General features: G+C 60.0%; 21 protein-coding genes. 18 read left to right on the forward strand and 3 right to left on the reverse strand.

From position 1 onward, the window contains the following. The first annotated feature begins 262 nt into the window (after positions 1–262). From D8U82_RS11325 to D8U82_RS11360, 7 genes are all read left to right on the forward strand, one after another. The gene (locus D8U82_RS11325) at positions 263–892 is read left to right on the forward strand and encodes a LysE family transporter (RefSeq protein WP_016773245.1); all 630 of its coding nucleotides are present in this window, start codon (positions 263–265) and stop codon (positions 890–892) included. 266 nt (positions 893–1,158) lie between these two features. Next, complete coding sequence (locus D8U82_RS11335) at positions 1,159–2,841, forward strand: fatty acid--CoA ligase (protein WP_130902218.1); 1,683 nt, start codon at positions 1,159–1,161, stop codon at positions 2,839–2,841. A 337-nt stretch (positions 2,842–3,178) separates the two neighbouring features. Beyond that, positions 3,179–5,068: a DUF1302 domain-containing protein gene (locus D8U82_RS11340; protein WP_110603014.1), complete on the forward strand. Its 1,890-nt coding sequence runs from the start codon at positions 3,179–3,181 to the stop codon at positions 5,066–5,068. 27 nt (positions 5,069–5,095) lie between these two features. After that, a complete protein-coding gene (locus D8U82_RS11345; RefSeq protein ID WP_024014265.1) occupies positions 5,096–6,460 on the forward strand; it encodes a DUF1329 domain-containing protein in 1,365 nt (454 codons plus the stop codon). A 175-nt stretch (positions 6,461–6,635) separates the two neighbouring features. Beyond that, positions 6,636–9,371, forward strand: a complete 2,736-nt coding sequence (locus D8U82_RS11350; RefSeq protein ID WP_130902219.1) for a LuxR C-terminal-related transcriptional regulator — start codon at positions 6,636–6,638, stop codon at positions 9,369–9,371. Positions 9,372–9,431: 60 nt separating this feature from the next. Continuing rightward, positions 9,432–10,076: an MBL fold metallo-hydrolase gene (locus D8U82_RS11355; RefSeq protein WP_016773249.1), complete on the forward strand. Its 645-nt coding sequence runs from the start codon at positions 9,432–9,434 to the stop codon at positions 10,074–10,076. 120 nt (positions 10,077–10,196) lie between these two features. After that, entirely contained in the window at positions 10,197–10,931 is a 735-nt protein-coding gene (locus D8U82_RS11360; protein ID WP_076564082.1) for an OmpA family protein, read from the forward strand. Positions 10,932–11,157: 226 nt separating this feature from the next. On the opposite strand, the gene D8U82_RS11365 is transcribed toward D8U82_RS11360, so the two are convergent. Then, the gene (locus D8U82_RS11365; RefSeq protein WP_016773251.1) at positions 11,158–11,592 is read right to left on the reverse strand and encodes a DUF1043 family protein; all 435 of its coding nucleotides are present in this window, start codon (positions 11,590–11,592) and stop codon (positions 11,158–11,160) included. A 144-nt stretch (positions 11,593–11,736) separates the two neighbouring features. Here D8U82_RS11365 and D8U82_RS11370 point away from each other — a divergent pair, with 144 nt between their 5' ends. From D8U82_RS11370 to zapE, 3 genes are all read left to right on the forward strand, one after another. Next, positions 11,737–12,366: an alpha/beta fold hydrolase gene (locus D8U82_RS11370; RefSeq protein ID WP_130902247.1), complete on the forward strand. Its 630-nt coding sequence runs from the start codon at positions 11,737–11,739 to the stop codon at positions 12,364–12,366. A 24-nt stretch (positions 12,367–12,390) separates the two neighbouring features. Continuing rightward, on the forward strand, positions 12,391–13,746 hold the full coding sequence (locus D8U82_RS11375) for a tryptophan--tRNA ligase (RefSeq protein ID WP_130902220.1): 1,356 nt from the start codon (positions 12,391–12,393) through the stop codon (positions 13,744–13,746). A 90-nt stretch (positions 13,747–13,836) separates the two neighbouring features. Continuing rightward, a complete protein-coding gene (zapE, locus tag D8U82_RS11380; protein WP_016773254.1) occupies positions 13,837–14,931 on the forward strand; it encodes a cell division protein ZapE in 1,095 nt (364 codons plus the stop codon). Between the two features lie 223 nt (positions 14,932–15,154). On the opposite strand, the gene D8U82_RS11385 is transcribed toward zapE, so the two are convergent. Next, positions 15,155–16,051, reverse strand: coding sequence for a GlxA family transcriptional regulator (locus tag D8U82_RS11385; RefSeq protein WP_162999820.1), 897 nt, complete (start codon positions 16,049–16,051; stop codon positions 15,155–15,157). Between the two features lie 250 nt (positions 16,052–16,301). Between D8U82_RS11385 and D8U82_RS11390 the strand changes: the two genes are divergently transcribed. Further along, on the forward strand, positions 16,302–17,438 hold the full coding sequence (locus tag D8U82_RS11390; protein WP_024014254.1) for an acyl-CoA dehydrogenase family protein: 1,137 nt from the start codon (positions 16,302–16,304) through the stop codon (positions 17,436–17,438). Between the two features lie 156 nt (positions 17,439–17,594). Here D8U82_RS11390 and D8U82_RS11395 read toward each other — a convergent pair whose 3' ends face one another. Next, the gene (locus D8U82_RS11395) at positions 17,595–18,635 is read right to left on the reverse strand and encodes an NADP(H)-dependent aldo-keto reductase (protein WP_039761359.1); all 1,041 of its coding nucleotides are present in this window, start codon (positions 18,633–18,635) and stop codon (positions 17,595–17,597) included. A 244-nt stretch (positions 18,636–18,879) separates the two neighbouring features. On the opposite strand from D8U82_RS11395, the gene rplM reads away from it, so the two are divergent. The 7 genes from rplM to D8U82_RS11430 all read left to right on the forward strand — a co-directional run bounded on the left by rplM (position 18,880) and on the right by D8U82_RS11430 (position 23,769). Beyond that, positions 18,880–19,308 carry a 50S ribosomal protein L13 gene (gene rplM, locus D8U82_RS11400; RefSeq protein ID WP_003228062.1) on the forward strand — a complete coding sequence of 143 codons (429 nt, stop codon included), beginning with the start codon at positions 18,880–18,882 and terminating at the stop codon, positions 19,306–19,308. A gap of 14 nt (positions 19,309–19,322) precedes the next feature. Continuing rightward, positions 19,323–19,715: a 30S ribosomal protein S9 gene (rpsI, locus tag D8U82_RS11405; RefSeq protein ID WP_003228056.1), complete on the forward strand. Its 393-nt coding sequence runs from the start codon at positions 19,323–19,325 to the stop codon at positions 19,713–19,715. 273 nt (positions 19,716–19,988) lie between these two features. Continuing rightward, entirely contained in the window at positions 19,989–20,582 is a 594-nt protein-coding gene (petA, locus tag D8U82_RS11410) for a ubiquinol-cytochrome c reductase iron-sulfur subunit (RefSeq protein ID WP_007917031.1), read from the forward strand. Next, on the forward strand, positions 20,582–21,793 hold the full coding sequence (locus tag D8U82_RS11415; RefSeq protein WP_024014252.1) for a cytochrome bc complex cytochrome b subunit: 1,212 nt from the start codon (positions 20,582–20,584) through the stop codon (positions 21,791–21,793). Before petA ends, D8U82_RS11415 begins: the two co-directional genes overlap by 1 nt. Continuing rightward, positions 21,793–22,575: a cytochrome c1 gene (locus D8U82_RS11420; RefSeq protein WP_024014251.1), complete on the forward strand. Its 783-nt coding sequence runs from the start codon at positions 21,793–21,795 to the stop codon at positions 22,573–22,575. The genes D8U82_RS11415 and D8U82_RS11420 overlap by 1 nt, the downstream gene beginning before the upstream one ends. A 146-nt stretch (positions 22,576–22,721) precedes the next feature. Next, positions 22,722–23,339 carry a glutathione S-transferase N-terminal domain-containing protein gene (locus tag D8U82_RS11425; protein ID WP_007961620.1) on the forward strand — a complete coding sequence of 206 codons (618 nt, stop codon included), beginning with the start codon at positions 22,722–22,724 and terminating at the stop codon, positions 23,337–23,339. A 16-nt stretch (positions 23,340–23,355) separates the two neighbouring features. After that, positions 23,356–23,769, forward strand: a complete 414-nt coding sequence (locus D8U82_RS11430; protein WP_016773263.1) for a ClpXP protease specificity-enhancing factor — start codon at positions 23,356–23,358, stop codon at positions 23,767–23,769. The last annotated feature ends 47 nt before the right edge of the window (positions 23,770–23,816 follow it).

Below are 23,816 nucleotides of genomic sequence, written 5' to 3' on the forward strand. Positions count from 1 at the left end.
CGGAGGGCGTAATCTGCCGAGCCTACCAGATGAAACAAATCGTTACGCTGACCCCGCAGCGGACACATAACCCTGTGGCGAGGGGATTTAGCGAAACGTCGCACCGCCCCGATCGGCTGCGCAGCAGTCGCAAAATCATTGCCTGCGGGCCAGACAGAAGTTTTTGGGGCTGCTTCGCAACCCAACGGGGATAAATCCCCTCGCCACAGGACTGTGTTCTTTACAGATTTTTTATTGACCAAGCTGCCCCAAAGGAGCCCCCATGTACTGGACCGAGTTCTTGACCGTTGCCCTGATCCATCTGCTCGCCGTGGCCAGCCCCGGACCGGACTTTGCTGTCGTCGTGCGCGAGAGCGTGACCCACGGGCGCCGCGCCGGCACCTGGACCGCGCTGGGCGTGGGCTCGGCGATTTTCCTGCATGTCGGCTATTCGTTGCTCGGCATCGGTCTGATCGTGTCGCAATCGATCGTGCTGTTCAACGCGCTGAAGTGGGCCGCCGCCGCGTATCTGCTTTACATCGGCTTCAAGGCCTTGCGCGCGCAACCGGCGAAAACCGTCACCGATGACTTGCACCGGGAAACCGGCGTACGCACCGCGCGGGGCGCCTTTACCTCGGGCTTCGTCACCAACGGTCTGAACCCGAAAGCCACGCTGTTTTTCCTCTCGCTGTTCACCGTGGTGATCAACCCGCACACGCCGTTGGCGGTGCAGGCCGGTTATGGCGTTTACCTGGCGGTGGCGACGGCGATCTGGTTCTGCCTGGTGGCGATGCTGTTCAGCCAACAACGCGTGCGCGCCGGCTTCGCCCGCATGGGCCACTGGTTCGACCGCACTATGGGCGCGGTGCTGATTGCTCTCGGCGTGAAAATCGCATTCACCGAGATGCATTGAGAACTGGAACACATCAATCCTTGTGGGAGCGAGCCTGCTCGCGAAAGCGCCAGTCCAGTCACCAAAAATGTCGACTGACCCGACGCCTTCGCGAGCAGGCTCGCTCCCACAGGTCGTGTTTTCTTCAACTTCGGCCCGAAATGCTGGCGCAAAGCTAGCATTTGTACGGCTCTGCAAATCATTCCTTTGGCTGATTTGACTGTCATGCAGGCGCACTAGAGTACGAATCTCTCCGCCAACACCGTGCAGTCAGAAAAGGGATTCTTATGTTGCAGACTCGGGTCATTCCGCCGGCCGATGGGGCCTACCAGTATCCATTGCTGATCAAACGGCTGCTGATGTCCGGCGCCCGTTACGAGAAAACCCGCGAAATCATCTACCGCGACCAGTTGCGCTACAGCTATCCGACCCTGATCGAGCGGGTTGCGCGGCTGGCCAACGTGCTGACGGCTGCCGGCGTCAAGGCTGGTGACACCGTGGCGGTGATGGACTGGGACAGCCACCGTTATCTGGAATGCATGTTCGCCATTCCGATGATCGGCGCGGTGATCCACACCATCAACGTGCGCCTGTCGCCGGAGCAGATCCTCTACACCATGAACCACGCCGAAGACCGCTTCGTGCTGGTCAACAGCGAGTTCGTCGGGCTGTATCAGGCCATCGCGCCGCAGCTGACCACGGTGGAGAAAACCCTGCTGCTGAGCGATCTGCCGGAGAAAACCGCAGAGCTGCCGAACCTCGTCGGCGAATATGAGCAACTGCTGGCCGCTGCGAGTGCGCAATACGATTTCCAAGACTTCGACGAAAACTCGGTGGCCACCACGTTCTACACAACCGGCACCACGGGCAATCCGAAAGGCGTGTATTTCACCCACCGGCAACTGGTGCTGCACACCATCGGCGTGGCGACGATCATGGGTTCGATCGACAGCGTACGGCTGCTCGGTACCAACGATGTGTACATGCCGATCACGCCGATGTTCCATGTCCATGCCTGGGGTTTGCCTTTCGTGGCGACCATGCTCGGGCTCAAGCAGGTTTATCCGGGGCGTTACGATCCGGAGTATCTGGTGGAGTTGTGGCGCAAGGAGAAGGTCACCTTTTCCCATTGCGTGCCGACCATCCTGCAGATGCTGCTCAACGCCAAAGCCGCGCAGGGCGCCGACTTTGGCGGCTGGAAAATCGTCATCGGCGGCAGCGCGCTCAATCGCAGCCTCTATGAAAACGCCAAGGCCCGAGGCATTCAACTGACGGCCGCGTACGGCATGTCGGAAACCGGGCCGCTGGTGTCCTGCGCGCACCTCAACGACGAATTGATGGCCGGCAGCGAAGACGAGCGCACCACTTACCGGATCAAGGCTGGCGTGCCGGGGCCACTGGTCGAAGCGGCGATTGTCGACGGCGAGGGCAATTTCCTTCCGGCCGACGGCGAAACCCAGGGCGAACTGGTGCTGCGCGCGCCATGGCTGACCGAAGGTTATTTCAACGAGCCGCAGAAGGGCGCCGAGCTCTGGGCCGGTGGCTGGTTGCACACCGGTGACGTCGCCACGCTCGACAGTATGGGCGTGATCGATATTCGTGATCGCATCAAGGACGTGATCAAGACCGGCGGCGAGTGGATCTCCTCACTCGACCTCGAAGACCTCATCAGCAGGCATGCGGCGGTACGCGAAGTAGCAGTGGTGGGCATCGCCGATCCGCAGTGGGGCGAGCGTCCGTTTGCCTTGCTAGTGGTCCGCGAAGGGCAGGTGATTGGCGCACGGGAACTGAAGGAACACCTCAAGCCGTTCGTCGAGCTGGGGCACCTGAGCAAGTGGGCGATTCCCAGTCAGATCGCCCTTGTTACCGAAATTCCCAAGACCAGTGTCGGCAAGCTCGACAAGAAGCGCATCCGCCTCGACATCACCGAATGGCAGGCCAACAACAGCACCTTCCTTTCGACACTTTAAGTGCCTGCTGGCGCGCCGAAACCGGCGCGCCAGACCCACCAAGCAAGCGCTTGGCTTGTGAAATCGAAAAAATCAGCCATCCTTGCCGTGCCGACGTGTGTCGGACTGGCGAAAGGACTGTTCCAGAGTGGTTGGCGGCTGCAAATCACACTTTAGAGGGATCAAGCACTACCACCCGCTGGCTATAGTCCGCTCAAGGACTTTTTGAAAACGGAGCACACGCACTGAACGGGGCGAGCAACTCTGGAACGATTTCGGGCAGCCCTGGCGCCCGGTCCTCCACAGCGTTTTTAAAAGTACTCACTGCCATAACAATAATGCACATGGAGTAGCGTCGATGACCTCAGTAAACCAGTTCTGGCGCCGGGCAAAACTGCCTCTGGCGGTCAGTCTTGCCTCCTCGCTCGCCGGGCCTGCATTCGGCGTCAGTTTCAACGTCGGTGAAATCGAAGGCCAGTTCGACTCGTCCCTGTCGATCGGTGCCAGTTGGTCTACTCAGAGCCCGAACAAGAACCTCATCGGCGTCAACAACGGCGGCCGTGGCCTGTCGCAGACCTCCGATGACGGTCACGCCAACTTCAAGAGCGGCGAGACCTTCTCGAAGATCTTCAAGGGTATCCATGACCTCGAACTGAAATACGGCGACACCGGCGTGTTCGTCCGTGGCAAGTACTGGTACGACTTCGAACTGAAGGACGAGAGCCGCGAGTTCAAGGACATCAGCGACAGCAACCGCAAAGAGGGCGCCAAGTCCTCCGGCGGGCAGATCCTCGACGCCTTCGTCTACCACAACTACGCGATTGCCGATCAGCCGGGCTCCGTGCGTCTGGGCAAGCAGGTAGTGAGCTGGGGTGAAAGTACCTTCATCGGCGGCGGCATCAACTCGATCAACCCGATCGACGTCTCCGCGTTCCGTCGTCCGGGCGCCGAGATCAAGGAAGGCCTGATTCCGGTCAACATGTTCTACGTGTCGCAGAGCCTCACCGATAACCTCTCGGCCGAAGCGTTCTACCAACTGGAATGGGACCAGACCGTCGTCGACAACTGCGGCACCTTCTTCTCCCAGCCGGACATCGTTGCCGACGGTTGCGACAACAATCTGCGCGTACTGAACAAGCGTTCGCAGATTCCGGCGATCGCTTTGGGGCCGTTGGCCGCCAACGGTGTGAACGTCGACCAGGAAGGCGTGCTGGTGCGCCGTGGGCCGGACCGTGACGCGCGCGACAGCGGTCAGTGGGGCGCGTCCCTCAAATACATGTTTGAGCCACTCGACACCGAGTTCGGCGCCTACTTCATGAACTACCACAGCCGTGCGCCGATCTTCAGTGCAACCGGCGCACCGCAGTCGGTCTACAACACTGCCGCCGCGCTGCCGGGGCCGTTCGCCGCACTCGCACCGCTGCTGGTCGCGGGCAATTCGAATTACTTCATCGAATACCCGGAAGACATTCGTCTCTACGGCCTGAGTTTCTCCACCACCCTGCCTACCGGTACGGCGTGGAGCGGTGAGATCAGCTACCGTCCGAACGCGCCGGTACAACTCAACTCCACCGACATCCTGTTTGCCGGCGTGCGTCCATTGGGCGGTGCACTGACCAACGCTTCGCTGCTGACCGGCGTGCCGGGTCAGGATCTGCATGGCTATGAGCGCAAGGAAATCACCCAGATCCAGACGACCTTCACGCACTTCTTCGATCAGGTCATGGGCGCCAGCCGTCTGACCCTCGTCGGTGAAGTCGGCGCGACCTACGTCGGTGGCCTGGAAAGCCGTTCCGACAAGCGCTATGGCCGTGACCCGGTCTACGGTCCGGGCGAATTGCCGGCCACTGGCGGTATCGATACCTGCGCTAACATCCTCAACAACAGCACCATCAACGGTGCAGGTCCCGGTTCGCCGCAGAACAACCGCAGCCGCAATTGCGAAAACGACGGTTTCACCACGTCGATGTCGTGGGGCTACCGTGGTCGGGCGATCTGGGAATACAACGACGTGTTTGCCGGTGTGAACCTCAAGCCGAACGTGGCCTGGTCCCACGACGTCAGCGGTTACTCGCCAGGCCCTGGCGGCAACTTCGAGGAAGGTCGCAAAGCGGTCAGCCTGGGCGTCGATGCCGAGTACCAGAACACCTACACCGCGAGCCTGGCCTACACCAATTTCTTCGACGGCAAGTACACCACCGTGGATGACCGCGACTTCGTGGCGCTCAGCTTCGGCGTGAACTTCTAAGCACTGCATTTCAGGACGAACGAATTTATGAAAATAACAAAGAGTCTGTTCCACGCCGGTGTTCTGGGCCTGTCGCTGCTGGCGACCAGTGTCATGGCGGCGGTGCCTGCTGCCGAAGCGGACAAACTGGGCAAGAGCCTGACGCCGATGGGCGCGGAAATGGCCGGTAATGCCGACGGTTCGATCCCGGCCTGGAAACCGCTGCCGAAAAATGCCGGCAGCGTCGACAGCAAAGGCTTCCTGTCCAACCCTTACGCCAGTGAGCAGCCGCTGTTCACCATCACTGCCAAGGATGTCGACAAGTACAAGGACAAGCTTGCCCCGGGCCAGTACGCGATGTTCAAGCGCTACCCGGAAACCTTCAAGATGCCGGTCTACCCGTCCCATCGCGGCGCCACCGTGCCGGATGACGTGTTCGCCGCGATCAAGAAGAACGCCACCAGCACCAACCTGGTGTCCGGCGGCAACGGTCTGGAAAACTTCGATACCGCCGTGCCGTTCCCGATCCCGAAAACCGGCGTGGAAGTGATCTGGAACCACATCACCCGCTATCGCGGCGGCAGCGTGACCCGTCTGGTGACCCAGGCCACGCCGCAACCGAACGGCTCGTACAGCCTGGTGTACTTCCAGGATCAGTTCGTATTCCGCGACAAGATGAAGGACTACGATCCGGCGAACCCGGGCAACATCCTGTTCTACTTCAAGCAGAAAGTAACCGCGCCGGCGCGTCTGGCCGGTGGCGTACTGCTGGTGCACGAGACGCTCGATCAGGTCAAGGAGCCGCGTTCGGCGTGGGTCTACAACGCCGGTCAGCGTCGTGTGCGCCGTGCACCACAAGTGTCGTACGACGGCCCGGGTACCGCCGCCGACGGCCTGCGTACTTCCGACAACCTCGACATGTACAACGGTGCGCCGGATCGTTACGACTGGAAGCTCGAAGGCAAGAAAGAGATGTACATCGCCTCCGACAGCTACAAGCTCGACGATCCGAAACTGAAGTACTCGGACATCATCAAGGCCGGCCACATCAATCAGGACCTGGCACGCTATGAGCTGCGCCGCGTCTGGCACGTGGTCGCGACCCTGAAGGAAGGCCAGCGCCACATCTACGCCAAGCGTGACTTCTACATCGACGAGGACACCTGGCAGGCAGCGGTCATCGACCACTATGACGGTCGTGGCCAACTGTGGCGTGTAGCCGAGGCACATGCCGAGAACTACTACGACAAGCAAGTGCCGTGGTACGCCCTCGAAACCCTCTACGACCTGCAGTCCGGCCGTTATCTGGCACTGGGCATGAAGAACGAAGAGAAGCAGGCGTATGACTTCGGCTTCACCGCCACCACCAGCGACTTCACCCCGGCCGCTCTGCGTCAGGATGGTGTTCGCTAAACCTGCGTAAACCCGAGGCCGCATCCTCGTGAAAACGCCCCGACCGGTTCGGGGCGTTTTTGTGTCAGTAGCCTTTTTGTAGCCATTTGTAGCAGTGACCTTCATTACCTCTTCGTTTAAGGCTAGGCTGCGGACATCTGCAACGCCGCCAATCGCCTTCGAACAAGAGCCGGCCATGACTGATCTGTCCCCACTTCCGGGTCCCGCAAGCATCACCGTCGCAGCACTGGACGGGCGTTTTTTCCGCCCGCCGCTGCCTGATGGCTATGTCTTGCGGCCGCGCCTTTGCCAGCGTCTGCAGGCCGGGCTCGGAGGTCGGTTGCTGCTGGTCAGCGCCCCGGCCGGGTTCGGCAAAAGCTCGCTGGCGGTGGAGTTCTGTCAAAGCCTGCCGGCGCATTGGCAAAGTCTCTGGCTGGGCTTGAGCCCACGAGACAGTGATCCCGGGCGTTTTCTCGAGCGCTTGCTCGAAGGTCTGCAGGACTATTTTCCGGCCTTGGGCGCTGGCGCTCTCGGTCTGTTGAAAATGCGTCAGCGCCATCAGCCGTTTGCGTTCGAAGAGTGGCTCGACGGTCTGCTCGATGAGCTGGCGCTGCATCTCGATCCTGCTGCACCGCTGCTGCTGGTGCTCGACGACTACCACCTCGCCCAAGGGCCGGTGCTGGATCGTTGCCTGCAATTTTTCCTCAATCATCTGCCCGATGGCTTGCTGGTGATGGTCACCAGCCGTCAGCGCCCGGACTGGCATCTGGCGCGTCTACGCCTGTCGCGGCAGTTGCTCGAGCTGCACGAACAGGATTTGCGCCTGACCCACGACGAAGCCCTGACCTTGCTCGATCGCCACAGCAGCTCACTGCGCGGCGAAGCACTTGAAAGCCTGATCCAGCGCAGCGAAGGCTGGGTCGCCGGCCTGCGCTTCTGGCTGCTGGCGGTGGCCGAGGCGGGCAACGATGCCGCGCTGCCGCAAGCGCTGAACGGCGGCGAAGGGCTGATTCGCGACTATCTGCTCGAAGAAGTCATCGATTGCTTGCCGGCCGAAGTGCAATCGTTTCTCTACGAAACCGCTCCGCAGGAACGTTTTTGCAGCGAGCTGTGCGATGCGGTCCGCGAAGCCCACGACAGCGCCGAGATCCTGCGCTTTCTCCTCGCTCACCAAGTGTTTCTGGTGCCGCTGGACGAGCACGGTCACTGGTATCGCTATCACCATTTGTTTTCTGACTTGTTGCGCAGCCGGCCGATCGCCCAGGCGATGGTGCCCAACGCCACCCTGCATTTGCGCGCCTGCCGCTGGTTCAACGCACAGGGCTTGCTCGACGAAGCGGTGGAGCAGGCGTTGCGTGCCGGGCATCTCGATGTCGCGGCAAATCTGGTACAGAACCTTTCCGAAGAACAGCTGCTCGCCGAGCAGAACGTCGGCATGCTGCTGCGCTGGAAAATGGACTTGCCCGACAGTCTGCTGATCAGCACGCCACGCCTGATCGTGCTCTACAGCTGGGCGCTGGGGCTGGCCTGTCAGCTCGACGCCGCTGAAGAGCTGGCCAGCCATTTGAGCCGTTTCCTGCCGGCGCCTTCGGCCACGGCGCAGAAATCCATGCTGGCGCAATGGCTGGCGCTGAGCGGGATCATCGCTCGCGGACGCGGCCATCGCGAACTGGCCCTGCGTTATTGCAGCGAAGCGCTGGAGAGCCTGCCGGCCAAGCGTTACGGCCAGCGCCTGATGTGCCTGTCGACCTTGTCCAATCTGGCGATCGCCGACGGCGATCTGTGGCGCGCCCGTGGCCTGAACCGCGAATCCCTCGAGCTGGCACAGCGGGTCGGCAATCCATTATTCGAAGCACTGGCGCATTACGACAGGGCGCGGGTTCTGCAATCGCGGGGCGAGATTCTGCGCGCGCTGGATGAAGTGCATCAGGGCCTGGAACGCTTGCGCGGTCTGTCGCCGCAACGACTGTACGCCGTGCGCGCGCGGCTGACGTTGTATGAAGGTTTCCTGCTGGCGATGCGTTTGCAGCCGCAAGCCGCACGTGTGCGTCTGCTGGCCGGCATTGGCGAGGCGCGCGCCTGTCGCGACATCAGCGTGCTGATCGGCCACTGCGTGATTGCCCGCCTCGACGGCGCCAGCGGCGAGTTCGCCAAGGCCTTCGCCGAACTCGCCGAGGCCGAACGCCTGATGCACATCTGGGACGTACCGCCGATCTACTACCTAGCGATGATCACCCTGGTCAAATGCGAGCTGTGGTTGGCCCAGGGCCGCATCGATCTTGCCGAGGCGTGGCTTGCACGATTGGGCCAGACCTACACCGGCGAAAACGCTGCGGCACCGCCGGAGTTTCATCCACAGCTGCCGCTGCATGTGGAGCTGCAACAGGCGCTGCTCGATGTGATTCAGGGGCAACCGATGCTTGCCGAAGGGCGCTTGAACGTGTTGCATGAAAACGGCCAGCAGACCGGGCGGCAGTTGCTAAGCGTGATGGCGTTGACGCAGAAGGTAGCGCTGTTGCTGTCCGGTGGGCGCGAGCCCGAGGCGCGCAAAGTGTTGAGTCAGGCCCTGGAAGCAGCGGCCGGCGGCGTCTTCCAGCCCTTCGATGCGCTGCTGAAAATTCATGCCGACTGGATGCGCGGGCAATTGCAGGCGCTTTCCTGCAACGCCGTCAGCCAGCAATTGCTCACACATTTCCCAACAGCCGCGCCGCGCCCGACCGTGGAAAGCTCCGCTACCGAACAACTCAGCAGCCGTGAACTGGCGGTGCTGCGTCTGATCGCTCAGGGCTGTTCCAATCAGGAAATCAGCGAGCAGTTGTTCATTTCCCTGCACACCGTGAAAACCCACGCCAGCCATATCAACAGCAAGCTCGGGGTTGAGCGGCGTACGCAGGCCGTGGCGCGGGCGAAGGCATTGGGGTTATTGCTCTAGCGACGGTAAAATTCGCCATCGGCCGTTGCCAACGGCGTTGACCCTGTCCAGGATTTTTCCATGACCACGCCCAGCCCTGCGCTTATCCGCGAAACCTTCCCCGTCGGCCCATTGCAGTGCAACTGCACCATCATCGGCGACCCAATCACCAAAAAAGCCATCGTCGTCGACCCGGGTGGCAACCCTGACCTGATCATGGCGCGCCTCGATGCGCATGGCCTGAAGGTCGTCAGCATCATCCACACCCACGCCCATCTCGATCACTTCCTCGCGTCCGGGCAGATGAAAGAAAAAACCGGCGCGACCCTGCATCTGCACAAGGACGACCAGTTCCTCTGGGACAACCTCGAGATGCAATGCCAGATGTTCGGCGTGCCTTACACCCCGGTGCCGTCGCCGGATCGCTGGTTGAGCGATGACGAAGAACTGGCCTGCGGTTGCGGCGTGGCACTGCACACGCCGGGACATACACCCGGTTCCATGAGCTTTTGGTTTTCCGAGGCTAAGCTGTTGATAGCCGGCGACACGCTGTTTCGTCGCGGTGTAGGGCGCACGGATTTGTGGGGTGGCGATCAGGCGACCATCGTGCGTTCGATCAAGCAGCGGCTGTATACGCTGGACGAGGACGCGACGGTGGTTACCGGGCACGGTCCGGATACGCGTCTGGGTGATGAGATGCGCGAGAACCCGTTTGTGCGTGCCTGAATTTTTTGTCACGGGTGTGCGGCGGAATTTTTGCGCATTGTCATGATCCAACGCCCGCGCAGGTCCATTGATTGATCAGTGGCCGCTGCACCACAGAATGCAAAAAACCAGGAGCTCTCCATGTTCACCACGCGTCGTTTGATTATTGTCGCTACTGCCGTGGCCGTGCTGTCCGGCTGCGCCTCGCCCAATCCGTATGACAATCAGGGTCAGGCCGACGGTGGCTCGCAAGGCATGAGCAAAACCGCCAAATACGGTGGCCTCGGTGCGCTGGCCGGTGCACTCGCCGGTGCCGCCATCGGCCACGACAACCGTGGCAAGGGCGCCTTGATCGGCGCTGCCGTGGTCGGTGCTTCCGCGGCAGGCTACGGCTACTACGCCGACCAGCAGGAAAAGAAACTGCGCGCGAGCATGGCCAACACTGGCGTTGAAGTGCAGCGTCAGGGCGATCAGATCAAGCTGATCATGCCGGGCAACATCACCTTCGCCACCGATTCGGCGAACATCGCACCGAGCTTCTACCAGCCTCTGAACAACCTGGCCAACTCGTTGAAAGAGTTCAGCCAGAACCAGATCGAAATCGTCGGCTACACCGACAGCACCGGCAGCCGCCAGCACAACATGGACCTGTCCCAGCGTCGTGCGCAGAGCGTCGCGACCTACCTGACCTCGCAAGGCGTCAGCGGTGCCAACCTGTCAGCCCGTGGCGCCGGCCCGGATAACCCAATTGCCAGTAACGGTGACGTCAACGGCCGCGCGCAGAACCGCCGGGTCGAAGTCAACCTGAAGGCGATTCCGGGCCAGCAGTATGGTGGTCAGCAGCAACAGCCGGGTACGGTGCAGCAGTATCCATAAGCGATTGCCTGGATGAAGAAATGCCCGGTCCTGTGATCGGGCATTTTTTTGTGTCATCGGTGCGACCCCTTACGGGAGCAGGCTCGTTCCCACATTTGAAATGCATTCCCCCTGTGGGAGCGAGCCTGCTCGCGAAGAGGCCGGCAAGCGCAGCGAAGATTGCAGATACAAAAAAGCCCCCGGACACATCACTGTCCGGGGGCTTTTTGTTGGGCGCGAAACCCGATTACTTCTTCAAACCATAATGCTCATCAAGCATGCCAGGGGAATTTGGCGATTTCGGTGCATAGTCACGCGGTGGTTCCTGATCGCGCGGTGGCGTCAGGCGTTCACGTGGTGCCTGCGCTGCGTCGGCGTGCAGGGCGGCGATCAGGCGCTGGCGGGTCTGCTCGTCCAGGGCCAGACGATTGGCGCCCTCGGCGAGGTGGTCCTGCACTTCCTGATAGCTCTGGGTCAGCTTCTTGACCAGCATCGCGGTGCTGTTGAAGTGGGTGACCACCTCGTTTTGATAACTGTCGAAGCGCTCCTGGATATCATCCAGTTGACGCTGCGTGCGGCTCGGTGCGGCGTTCGGCGCAACGCGCGCGATCAGGAATCCAATGGCGACACCCACAACCAGGGCAAGAGTCGGTAACAACCAAACTAAGAGCGAGTGTTCCACGAGTCCTTCCTCTATAAACGGCTTTGCTTTACGTTAACGGCTCGAACCTGCGCTGTATACCGCGATTCACTCGCAATAGATTGGCACAGACAATTTGCTAGACGAGTCGACCCGATTCGAGGTCACGGAGTTCCTCCCTTGCTGATGCGTGAAACCCCTGTAGTGATTGACGGCCCTGTCGGCCAAATTGAGGCTTTGTATCTGGATAACGAGCAGCCACGCGGCATCGCGCTGATCTGCCATCCGAACCCGGTGCAGGGCGGCACCATGCTCAACAAGGTCGTCTCGACCCTGCAGCGCACCGCGCGCGACGCAGGCCTGATCACCTTGCGTTTCAACTATCGCGGCGTCGGCGCCAGCCAGGGCACGCACGACATGGGCACCGGTGAAGTCGACGACGCCCAAGCCGCCGCTACATGGCTGCGGGAAAAACACCCGGATCTGCCGCTGACCCTGTTCGGTTTCTCCTTCGGCGGATTTGTTGCAGCAAGTCTCGGCGGCCGTCTCGAAGCCCAAGGCGTCCAGCTTGCACACCTGTTCATGGTTGCCCCGGCGGTGATGCGTCTGGGCGAGCAGGATCAACTGCCACAACACGGCGAGTTGACCGTGATCCAGCCGGAAACCGATGAAGTCATTGATCCGCAACTGGTCTACCAGTGGTCGGCACAACTCCAGCGCCCCCATGAGCTGCTGAAAGTGGCAGAATGCGGACACTTTTTTCACGGCAAGCTGACCGATCTCAAGGATCTGATCCTGCCGCGTCTCTCGAATTGATTGCAGTCTGACAAGCGATTACCCATGACGACTCGTACCCGTATCCTCACCGGCATCACCACCACCGGCACGCCGCACCTGGGCAACTACGCCGGTGCGATCCGCCCGGCAATCCTCGCCAGCCGCGACAGCAACGCCGATTCGTTCTACTTCCTGGCTGACTACCACGCTCTGATCAAATGCGATGACCCGCTGCGCATCCAGCGCTCGCGTCTGGAAATCGCCGCGACCTGGCTGGCCGGCGGCCTCGATGTTGACCGCGTGACCTTCTACCGCCAGTCCGACATCCCGGAAATACCCGAGCTGACCTGGCTGCTGACCTGCGTTGCCGCCAAGGGCCTGCTCAACCGCGCGCACGCCTACAAGGCCTCGGTGGACAAGAACGTTGAGACGGGTGAAGACCCGGACGCCGGTATCACCATGGGCCTCTACAGCTACCCGGTGCTGATGGCGGCGGACATCCTGATGTTCAACGCGCACAAGGTGCCGGTCGGTCGCGATCAGATTCAGCACGTGGAAATGGCTCGCGATATCGGCCAGCGTTTCAACCATCTGTTCGGCCAGGGCAAAGAATTCTTCACCATGCCTGAAGCGCTGATCGAAGAAAGCGTGGCCACCTTGCCGGGCCTCGACGGTCGCAAGATGTCGAAGAGCTACGACAACACCATTCCGCTGTTCTCCAGCGCCAAGGAAATGAAGGACGCGATCTCGCGGATCGTCACCGACTCCAAGGCCCCGGGCGAAGCGAAAGATCCCGATAACTCGCACCTGTTCACTCTGTTCCAGGCCTTCGCCACTCCGGCGCAGGCTGACGAGTTCCGCAGCGAGCTACTCGGTGGTCTGGGCTGGGGTGAAGCGAAGAATCGCCTGTTCCGGTTGCTCGACAACGAACTGGGCGAGGCGCGCGAGAAGTATCACCAGTTGATCGAGCGTCCTGCGGATCTGGAAGACATTCTGCAGATTGGTGCGAAGAAAGCCCGCGCGGTGGCCACACCGTTCCTCAATGAATTGCGCGAAGCCGTTGGCCTGCGTTCTTTTGTCAATCAGGTTCAGGTCGCCGCGACCACCAAAAAGAAAGCTGCGAAAACCGCACGTTTCGTCAGCTTCCGCGAGGACGACGGCAGCTTCCGTTTCCGTCTGCTGGCGGCCGATGGCGAGCAATTGCTGCTGTCGCGCAACTTCGCCGACGGCAAGACTGCCGGCCAGGTGACCAAACAGTTGCAGTCCGGCGAGCCGCTGGACGTGCGTACTGAAGAATTGAGCTTCAGCGTCTGGCTGGCCGGTGAGTGCGTGGGCGACAGCCCGGCGTTTGCCGACATCGGTGCGCGGGACGCCGCCATCGAGGCGTTGCGCGTCGCACTGACTCCAGCTCAAGACTGATCGGCGGCACGACCCGACCAAGGGCCGATTGCCATTCCCACAGGCCGTCGCTACAGTGACGGCCCGTTTTTGTTGCCTTGCTAACGAATTATGACGCCCCTAGAACGATATCAAGCTGATCTGAAACGCCCGGATTTCTTCCATGACGCCGCGCAGGAAACTGCTGTGCGTCACTTGCAGCGTCTGTACGACGACTTGATCGCCGCTGACCAGAACAAGCCGGGCTTGCTCGGCAAGCTGTTTGGCAAAAAGGATCAGGCACCGGTCAAGGGCCTGTATTTCTGGGGCGGCGTCGGTCGAGGCAAGACATACCTGGTCGACACCTTCTTCGAAGCGCTGCCGTTCAAGGAAAAGACCCGCACGCACTTCCACCGCTTCATGAAGCGCGTGCACGAAGAAATGAAGACACTGGGCGGCGAGAAGAACCCGCTGACCATCATCGCCAAGCGCTTTGCGGCCGAGTCGCGGGTGATCTGCTTCGATGAATTCTTCGTCTCCGACATCACCGACGCGATGATCCTCGGCACGCTGATGGAAGAGCTGTTCAAGAACGGCGTGACCCTCGTCGCGACGTCGAACATCGTTCCGGACGGTCTGTACAAGGATGGCCTGCAACGTGCGCGCTTCCTCCCGGCCATCGCGCTGATCAAGCAGAACACCGAGATCGTCAACGTCGACAGCGGCGTCGATTATCGTCTGCGTCACCTCGAGCAAGCCGAGCTGTTCCACTATCCGCTCGACGAAGCCGCCCACGAAAGCCTGCGCAAGAGCTTCAAGGCACTGACGCCGGAGTGCACGGCAGCGGTGGAAAACGATGTGCTGATCATCGAGAACCGCGAAATCCGCGCTCTGCGCACCTGCGACGACGTGGCCTGGTTCGACTTCCGCGAACTGTGCGACGGCCCGCGCAGCCAGAACGACTACATCGAACTGGGCAAGATTTTCCACGCCGTGCTGCTTAGCGGCGTCGAGCAGATGAGCGTCACCACCGACGACATCGCCCGGCGCTTCATCAACATGGTCGACGAATTCTACGACCGCAACGTCAAACTGATCATTTCTGCCGAAGTCGAGTTGAAGGATCTTTACACCGGCGGACGCCTGACCTTCGAGTTCCAGCGCACCCTGAGCCGATTGCTGGAAATGCAATCCCACGAATTCCTGTCGCGGGCGCACAAGCCTTAAACGGAGTTTCGGCAACGAAAAAGGCCTGCGATTGCAGGCCTTTTTTATGCGCTGAAGTTTTTCCCTGTGGGAGCGAGCCTGCTCGCGAAAGCGCAGTAACTGATCGTTCCCACGCTCCGCGTGGGAATGCATCCCGTGACGCTCCGCGTCACTTGCGAGCCGGACGCAGAGCGTCCAGTGGCGGCATTCCCACGCAGAGCGTGGGAACGATCATCAGGTCGGATTACGCAGCCTGCTGAAACTGCTGCCGATACTGATTCGGCGACAGCTCGGTGTGCTGGCGGAACAGTCGCGCGAAGAAGCTCGCATCGTCGTAACCGACCTCGTAACTGATGGTCTTGATGCTCTTGCGCGTGCCCGAAAGCAGGCCCTTGGCCGTCTCGATGCGCAGGCGCTGCAAGTAGTGCAGCGGTTTGTCGCCGGTGGCGGTCTGGAAGCGGCGCATGAAGTTGCGGATGCTCATGCCGTGCTCGCGGGCGACGTCTTCGAAGCGGAACTTGTCGGCGAAATGTTCTTCGAGCCACTGCTGGATCTGCAGGATGATCACGTCCTGATGCAGCTTCTGCCCGCCGAAACCGATACGTCCCGGCGAATAGCTGCGCTGCACTTCGTAGAGAATGTCGCGGGCCACGGCTTGTGCCACGTTTGCGCCGCAGAAGCGTTCGATCAGATAGATGTACAGATCGCAGGCCGAGGTCGTGCCGCCGGCGCAATAGAGATTGTCGGCGTCGGTCAGGTGCTTGTCCTGATTCAGATAGACCTTTGGAAAGCGCTCGGCGAAGGCATTGAAGAAGCGCCAGTAAGTGGTCGCTTCCTTGCCGTTGAGCAGCCCTGCTTCGGCGAGCCAGAACACTCCGGTGGCTTCGCCGCATAACACCGCGCCGCGCGCATGCTGTTCGCGCAGCCACGGCAGGATTTGCGGGTAACGGCTGCACAGCGTGTCGAAATCGTCCCAGAACGCCGGGAGGATGATCACGTCGGCGTTTTCCAGGCCACCGTCGACCGGCATGACCACGTCGCTGAAGCTTTTTACCGGTTTGCCATCGGGGCTGACCAGGCGAGTTTCGAACGCCGGTGTCAGGCCGTGGCCCAGTTGTTTGCCGTAACGCAGGCTGGCCACATGGAAAAAATCCTTGGCCTGCATGAGGGTGTAAGCGAAAACCCGGTCGATGGCCAGGATGCTGACGCGCCGCAAGGGCGGGGAGACGTGCTTAGACATAATTCAACTTTTGTTTTGTTTTTATAAGGGAAAGTGGTCACCAGACGGCTGGATCGTCTTATTTTTTGTCGGATGTGTCCAGTGTCCCGTAACAGGAGTCGGGCTTAGTCTCTGAGAGCCGTATCCCTCCAACAACAAAGAAAGGTGCCGCATGATCCCCAGAACCCTGTTCAGCTCCGAGCACGAATTGTTCCGCGACAGCGTGCGAACTTTCCTCGAAAAGGAGGCCGTGCCGTATCACGCGCAGTGGGAGAAGCAGGGGCACATCGATCGCGCACTGTGGAACAAGGCGGGGGAGGCGGGGATGCTCTGTTCGCATCTGCCGGAAGAGTACGGCGGGCTCGGCGCGGATTTCCTCTACAGCACCGTGGTCATCGAGGAAGTCGGGCGTCTGGGTCTGACCGGTATCGGTTTCTCGCTGCACTCGGACATCGTCGCACCGTACATCCTGCATTACGGCAGCGAAGCGCTGAAGCACAAATACCTGCCGAAACTGGTCTCGGGCGAAATGGTCACGGCGATTGCCATGACCGAGCCTGGCGCCGGTTCCGACCTGCAAGGGGTGAAAACCACGGCGGTGCTCGACGGTGACGAATATGTGATCAACGGTTCGAAAACCTTTATCACCAACGGCTTTCTGGCTGACCTAGTGATCGTGGTGGCCAAGACCGACCCCAAGGCTGGCGCCAAGGGCACCAGTCTGTTTCTGGTGGAGGCGAATACACCGGGCTTCGAGAAGGGCAAGCGCTTGGAGAAGGTCGGCATGAAGGCGCAGGACACCTCGGAACTGTTCTTCCAGGACGTGCGCGTGCCGAAGGAAAACCTTCTCGGCCAGGCGGGTGCCGGGTTTGCCTATCTGATGCAGGAGTTACCGCAGGAACGTCTGACCGTGGCTATCGGCGGCCTGGCCTCGGCCGAGGCAGCGCTGCAATGGACGCTGGATTACACCCGCGATCGCAAGGCGTTCGGCAAGGCGATTGCCGACTTCCAGAACACCCGCTTCAAACTGGCCGAAATGGCTACCGAGATCCAGATCGGCCGGGTCTTCGTTGACCGCTGCCTGGAGCTGCACCTGCAAGGCAAACTCGATGTGCCGACGGCGGCGATGGCCAAATATTGGGGTACCGACCTGCAATGCAAAGTGCTCGACGAATGCGTGCAACTGCATGGCGGCTACGGCTTCATGTGGGAATACCCGGTGGCCCGGGCGTGGGCGGATGCGCGGGTGCAGCGGATTTATGCCGGCACCAATGAAATCATGAAGGAGATTATTGCGCGGTCGCTTTGATGATCGTTCCCACGCTGTGCGTGGGAATGCCGCCGGGGACGCTCCGCGTTCCGCTGTTAAGGTAATCCGACTGGCCTCTTCGCGAGCAGGCTCGCTCCCACAGGGGATCACCGTACCTGTGGGAGCGAGCCTGCTCGCGAAGCTTTTGGCGGTCAGTTACGGCGCGGGATTCGGATGATCCTTGTGAATCGCCTCGATTCCGGCCAGCACTTCATCGGACAGTTTCAGATCAAAACTGGCAATGTTGCTGTCCAGTTGCTCAAGCGTCGTCGCGCCAATGATGTTGCTGGTGACGAACGGTTGCTGGGTCACGAAGGCCAGGGCCATTTGTGCCGGGTCCAGACCGTGTTCACGGGCCAGGGCAACGTAACGGCTGCACGCCGCCTCCGATTGCGGGTTGAAATAGCGGCTGAAGCGGCTGTAGAGGCTCAGACGGCCTTTCGGTGGACGGGCGCCGCCTTCGTACTTGCCGGAGAGGAAGCCGAACGCCAGTGGCGAGTAGGCGAGCAGGCCGCACTGTTCGCGGATGGCGATCTCGGCCAGGCCGACTTCGAAGCTGCGGTTGAGCAGGTTGTACGGGTTCTGGATCGACACTGCACGCGGCCAGCCACGGGCTTCGGCCAGAGCCAGAAAGCGCATGGTGCCCCACGGCGTCTCGTTGGACAGACCGATGTGACGAATCTTGCCGGCCTTCACCTGTTCGTCGAGGGCTTCGAGGGTGTCTTCCAGCGGCGTCAGGTTGGCTTCGATCTTGTGCTTGTAGCCCAGCTGTCCGAAAAAGTTGGTGCTGCGTTCCGGCCAGTGCAGTTGGTACAGATCGATGTAATCGGTCTGCAGGCGCTTGAGGCTGCCGTCCAGTGCTTCGGTGATATGCTGGCGGTTGTGGCGCAGGTTCTTGTCGCGGATGTAGTCGATGGTGTTGCCGGGGCCGGCGATCTTGCTGGCGAGGATCCAGTCGGCGCGGTCACCGCGACTCTTGAAGTAATTGCCGATGTAGCGCTCGGTGGTGGCGTAGGTTTCGGCTTTGGGCGGCACCGGATACATTTCGGCGGTGTCGAGGAAATTGATCCCCGCTTCTTTCGCCCGCTCGATCTGGGCGAAGGCTTCAGCCTCAGTGTTTTGCTCGCCCCAGGTCATGGTGCCGAGGCAGATTGCACTCACGTTCAGGTCGGTACGGCCTAGCTGGCGATAGTCCATCGGGTGCTCCTTGGGCAAAACAATCATAAAAGCAGGTTGAAAAATTTTTCGCAATCTGCATAATTGCCGACCTCTTTCTGCAGTGGAAGTGATGCGCCGCCGCCGAAGAATCTTGCCGTTGAACGGACGCGCCGACCCGAGCCCCCGAAAGCGTCTGTATCCGGCTGCCTTTGACTTGTCAAAGTACGCACTATTCAGTAAGATCCGCCGTCTTATTTACAGGCGGCCCCTGAGGCTATAAAGAATGAAAACTTTTACTGCTAAACCGGAAACAGTAAAGCGCGACTGGTTTGTCGTCGACGCTGCTGGTCAGACCCTGGGTCGTCTGGCCACCGAAATCGCGAGCCGTCTGCGTGGCAAGCACAAGCCTGAGTACACTCCTCACGTTGACACCGGCGACTACATCGTCGTCATCAACGCCGAGCAGATCCGTGTTACCGGCGCTAAAACCACTGACAAAATGTACTACTCCCACTCCGGTTTCCCGGGCGGCATCAAGTCGATCAACTTTGAAAAGCTGATCGCCAAAGCCCCTGAGCGCGTGATCGAGACCGCGGTTAAAGGCATGCTGCCTAAAAACCCACTGGGTCGCGACATGTACCGTAAGCTGAAAGTCTATGCGGGCGCTGCACACCCTCATACTGCTCAGCAGCCCCAAGAACTGAAGATTTAACGGAATAGTTCATTATGTCGGCGACTCAAAATTACGGCACTGGCCGTCGCAAGACCGCAACCGCACGCGTTTTCCTGCGTCCGGGTACTGGTAACATCTCCATCAACAACCGTTCGCTGGATAACTTCTTCGGCCGCGAAACTGCCCGCATGGTAGTTCGTCAGCCGCTGGAGCTGACCGAGACTGTCGAGAAGTTCGACATCTACGTCACCGTGATCGGCGGTGGTGTAAGTGGTCAGGCTGGCGCAATCCGCCACGGCATCACTCGCGCTCTGATGGACTACGACGAAACCCTGCGTAGCGCTCTGCGCAAAGCTGGCTTCGTTACCCGCGACGCCCGTGAAGTTGAACGTAAGAAAGTTGGTCTGCGTAAAGCGCGTAAGCGTCCGCAGTACTCGAAGCGTTAATTCCGCTTCCACGTTCAAAAAAGAACGCCCGCCTCCTCACGGAAGCGGGCGTTTTTTTATGCCTGCGATTTATCAAAGAATTGCGTTGTGACAACTTGCCACAGCTGTAGACCCCCTATACTCCAAGGCTTAAGGGGCTGAGCCCCGGGGAATTAACCTTGTCAGAATTGGGGGTTTTCATTACCATTCGGGCAAAATTTTTATAAGTAACATTTGATTTATTTAGTAGACGCCTGATTTAACAGGCCAAAAAAGCTGATGGGAGAGGACTGAATGAGCAATGACGGCGTGAATGCAGGCCGGCGTCGCTTCCTGGTGGCAGCCACATCCGTGGTGGGTGCTGCAGGAGCGGTGGGGGCTGCGGTCCCGTTCGTGGGGTCATGGTTTCCCAGTGCCAAGGCGAAAGCTGCCGGTGCACCGGTGAAAGTGAATGTCAGCAAAATCGAGCCAGGCCAGCAGATGATTGCTGAATGGCGCGGCCAGCCGGTGTTCATTGTCCGCCGTACCGAGGAAATCCTGGGGAATCTCAAGAAGATCGAGGGTCAGCTCTCCGATCCGACCTCCAAAAACTCCACGCAACCCACTTATGTCGACCCTGAAGTACGCTCGATCAAGCCGGAAATTCTCCTGCTGATCGGGATCTGTACGCACCTGGGTTGCTCACCGACCTTCCGTCCCGAAGTGGCACCTGCGGATCTGGGCAAGGACTGGGTAGGCGGCTATTTCTGCCCGTGCCACGGTTCCCACTACGATCTGGCTGGCCGCGTCTACAAGTCGCAACCTGCGCCTTTGAACCTGCCAGTTCCCCCGCATTCCTATGAGACCGATGACCTGATTGTCATTGGCGTCGATACGGAGAAAGCGTGATGAGCAAGTTCATGGATTGGGTTGATGCGCGCTTTCCCGCGACCAAAATGTGGGAAGACCATCTCAGCAAATATTACGCACCAAAAAACTTCAACTTCTTCTATTTCTTCGGCTCGCTGGCGCTGCTGGTGCTGGTCAACCAGATCGTCACCGGTGTCTGGCTGACGATGAGTTACACGCCGTCGGCAGAAGAGGCCTTTGCTTCCGTTGAATACATCATGCGCGACGTCGAGTACGGCTCGATCCTGCGTCTGCTGCACTCGACCGGCGCCTCGGCGTTTTTCATCGTCGTCTATCTGCACATGTTCCGCGGTCTGCTCTACGGCTCGTACCAGAAACCGCGCGAGCTGGTCTGGGTGTTCGGCATGCTGATCTACCTGGCACTGATGGCCGAAGCGTTCATGGGCTATCTGCTGCCGTGGGGCCAGATGTCCTACTGGGGTGCTCAGGTTATCATCTCGCTGTTCGGCGCGATTCCGTTGATCGGCGATGACCTGACCCAGTGGATTCGTGGTGACTACCTGATCTCCGGAATTACCCTGAACCGCTTCTTCGCCTTGCACGTGGTCGCGCTGCCGATCGTGATTCTCGGTCTGGTGGTGTTGCACATTCTGGCGCTGCACGAAGTCGGTTCGAACAACCCTGATGGCGTCGATATCAAGAAGCACAAAGACGAAAACGGCATCCCTCTGGATGGCATCGCGTTCCACCCGTACTACACGGTGAAGGACATTGTCGGCGTCGTGGTGTTCCTGTTCATCTTCTGCTTCATTGTGTTCTTCTTCCCGGAAATGGGCGGCTACTTCCTCGAAAAACCAAACTTCGAGCCGGCCAACCCGTTCAAGACGCCTGAGCACATTGCCCCGGTCTGGTACTTCACTCCGTTCTACGCAATCCTGCGTGCGGTGCCGGACAAACTCCTGGGCGTTATCGCCATGGGTGCGGCGATTGCGGTGTTGTTCGTGCTGCCTTGGCTGGATCGCAGTCCGGTGAGATCGATGCGCTACAAGGGCTGGCTGAGCAAAATCTGGCTGGTAGTGTTCTGCATCTCCTTCGTGATTCTCGGCATTCTTGGCGTTCTGGCGCCGACACCAGGGCGCACGTTGCTGTCGCAGGTCTGCACCTTCCTGTACTTCGCCTACTTCATTCTGATGCCGTTCTACACCCGGCTCGAGAAGACCAAACCGGTTCCGGAAAGGGTGACTGGCTGATGAAAAAGTTATTTCTTGCTCTGATTTTTGCTGCGCTGCCTTCCCTGGTTTTTGCTGCCGAAGGTCATGGTCCGGAACTGGAAAGTGTCGATATCGACGTCTCCGACAAAGCCGCCCTGCAGGATGGGGCGCGGACCTTTGCCAACTATTGCATGGGTTGCCACAGTGCCAAGTTCCAGCGTTACGAGCGCGTCGCCGATGACCTCGGCATCCCGCACGAGTTGATGCTGGAGAAGCTGGTGTTCACCGGTGCCAAGATTGGCGACCACATGAACATCGGCATGCAGCCTGCCGACGCCAAGACCTGGTTCGGCGCAGCGCCGCCGGACCTGACGCTGGTAGCGCGAGTACGCGGTACCGACTGGCTCTACGGTTACCTGAAGTCGTTCTATGAAGATCCGGCGCGTCCATGGGGCGTGAACAACAAGGTCTTCCCGAACGTCGGCATGCCTAACGTGCTGGTCGGCCTGCAAGGTCGTCAGGTCGTCGGCTGCAAACAGGTGCAGATCGTCGAGGACGGCAAGAAGCAATACGATCCGCTGACCGGCACGCCGCTGACCCATGAAGCGTGCGATCAGTTGACCATCGTGCCGAAGTCCGGTGCTCTGAACGAAGAGCAGTTCGATGAGAAGGTCAAGAATCTGGTAACCTTCCTGGCTTACTCGGCTAACCCGGTTAAGCTGCAACATCAGCGCATCGGTACTTATGTCTTGCTGTACCTGGCGTTCTTCTTTGTGTTCGCCTACCTGCTCAAGCGTGAATACTGGAAAGACGTGCACTGATACGCTTCAAGCATTGCTGTTAATCGCGCGCGCCCAAGGGCGCCTCCGCTAAAGCAGGATCTGCTCAGTCAGACCCTGCGGGAGGTGCCCTCTGGGCGCGCGCGTTTTTCCGGTTCCGACAAATTCAACAAGCGAGGAGGATCGCCATGGGCGTGACCAATCGGTTGGCCTGTTACTCCGACCCCGCCGACCACTATTCCCACCGAGTGCGCATCGTGCTTGCAGAGAAGGGTGTCAGCGCCGAAATCATTTACGTGGAAGCGGGCCGCCAGCCGCCTAAACTGATTGAGGTGAACCCTTACGGCAGTCTGCCGACGCTGGTCGATCGTGACCTGGCGTTGTGGGAGTCGACCGTGGTGATGGAGTATCTGGATGAGCGTTACCCGCACCCGCCGCTGATGCCGGTTTATCCGGTGGCGCGGGCCAACAGCCGTCTGCTGATCCACAGGATTCAGCGTGACTGGTGCGGGCTGGTGGATCTGATTCTGGATCCCAAGAGCAAAGAGGCAGCACGGGTCGTGGCGCGCAAGGAATTGCGCGAAAGCCTGACCGGCGTTTCGCCGCTGTTCGCCGACAAGCCGTTCTTCCTCAGTGAGGAACAAAGTCTGGTGGATTGCTGCCTATTACCCATACTCTGGCGTTTGCCGATTCTGGGTATTGAACTGCCGCGGCCGGCCAAGCCGCTGCTTGATTATATGGAGCGCCAGTTTGCGCGTGAGGCTTTCCAGGCGAGTCTGTCTGGTGTCGAACGCGATATGCGCTAAGGCTTAAGGAGCCGCTATGAACTCCAGTCGACCTTATCTGGTCCGCGCGCTCTACGAGTGGATTGTGGATAACGATTGCACCCCGCACATGCTGGTCAACTCCGAGTACCCGGCGGTGCAGGTGCCACAGGGTTTTGCCAGTGACGGCCAGATCGTCCTGAACATCTCGCCGAGTGCCGTGCGTCATCTGCACATGGATAACGACGTGGTGACGTTCGAAGGCCGCTTCGGCGGTGTTCCGCACAGTCTCTACGTGCCGATCAGCGCGATCCTGGGTATTTACGCGCGGGAGAACGGCCAGGGCATGGTGTTTGATCTCGAGTTGCCGATGGACGACGAAGAAGACATCGATCCGGATGACGACTCGCCGCCACCGGGCAGCGAGCCGCCACGCCCGAGTGGCCGGCCAAGTTTGAAGGTTGTGAAATAAAAAAAGGCGATCCGGATGGATCGCCTTTTTGTGTCTGCCTTTTACGG

Source organism: Pseudomonas sp. Sample_23, from assembly GCF_004307595.1.
Taxonomy (GTDB): Bacteria; Pseudomonadota; Gammaproteobacteria; order Pseudomonadales; family Pseudomonadaceae; genus Aquipseudomonas; species Aquipseudomonas atacamensis.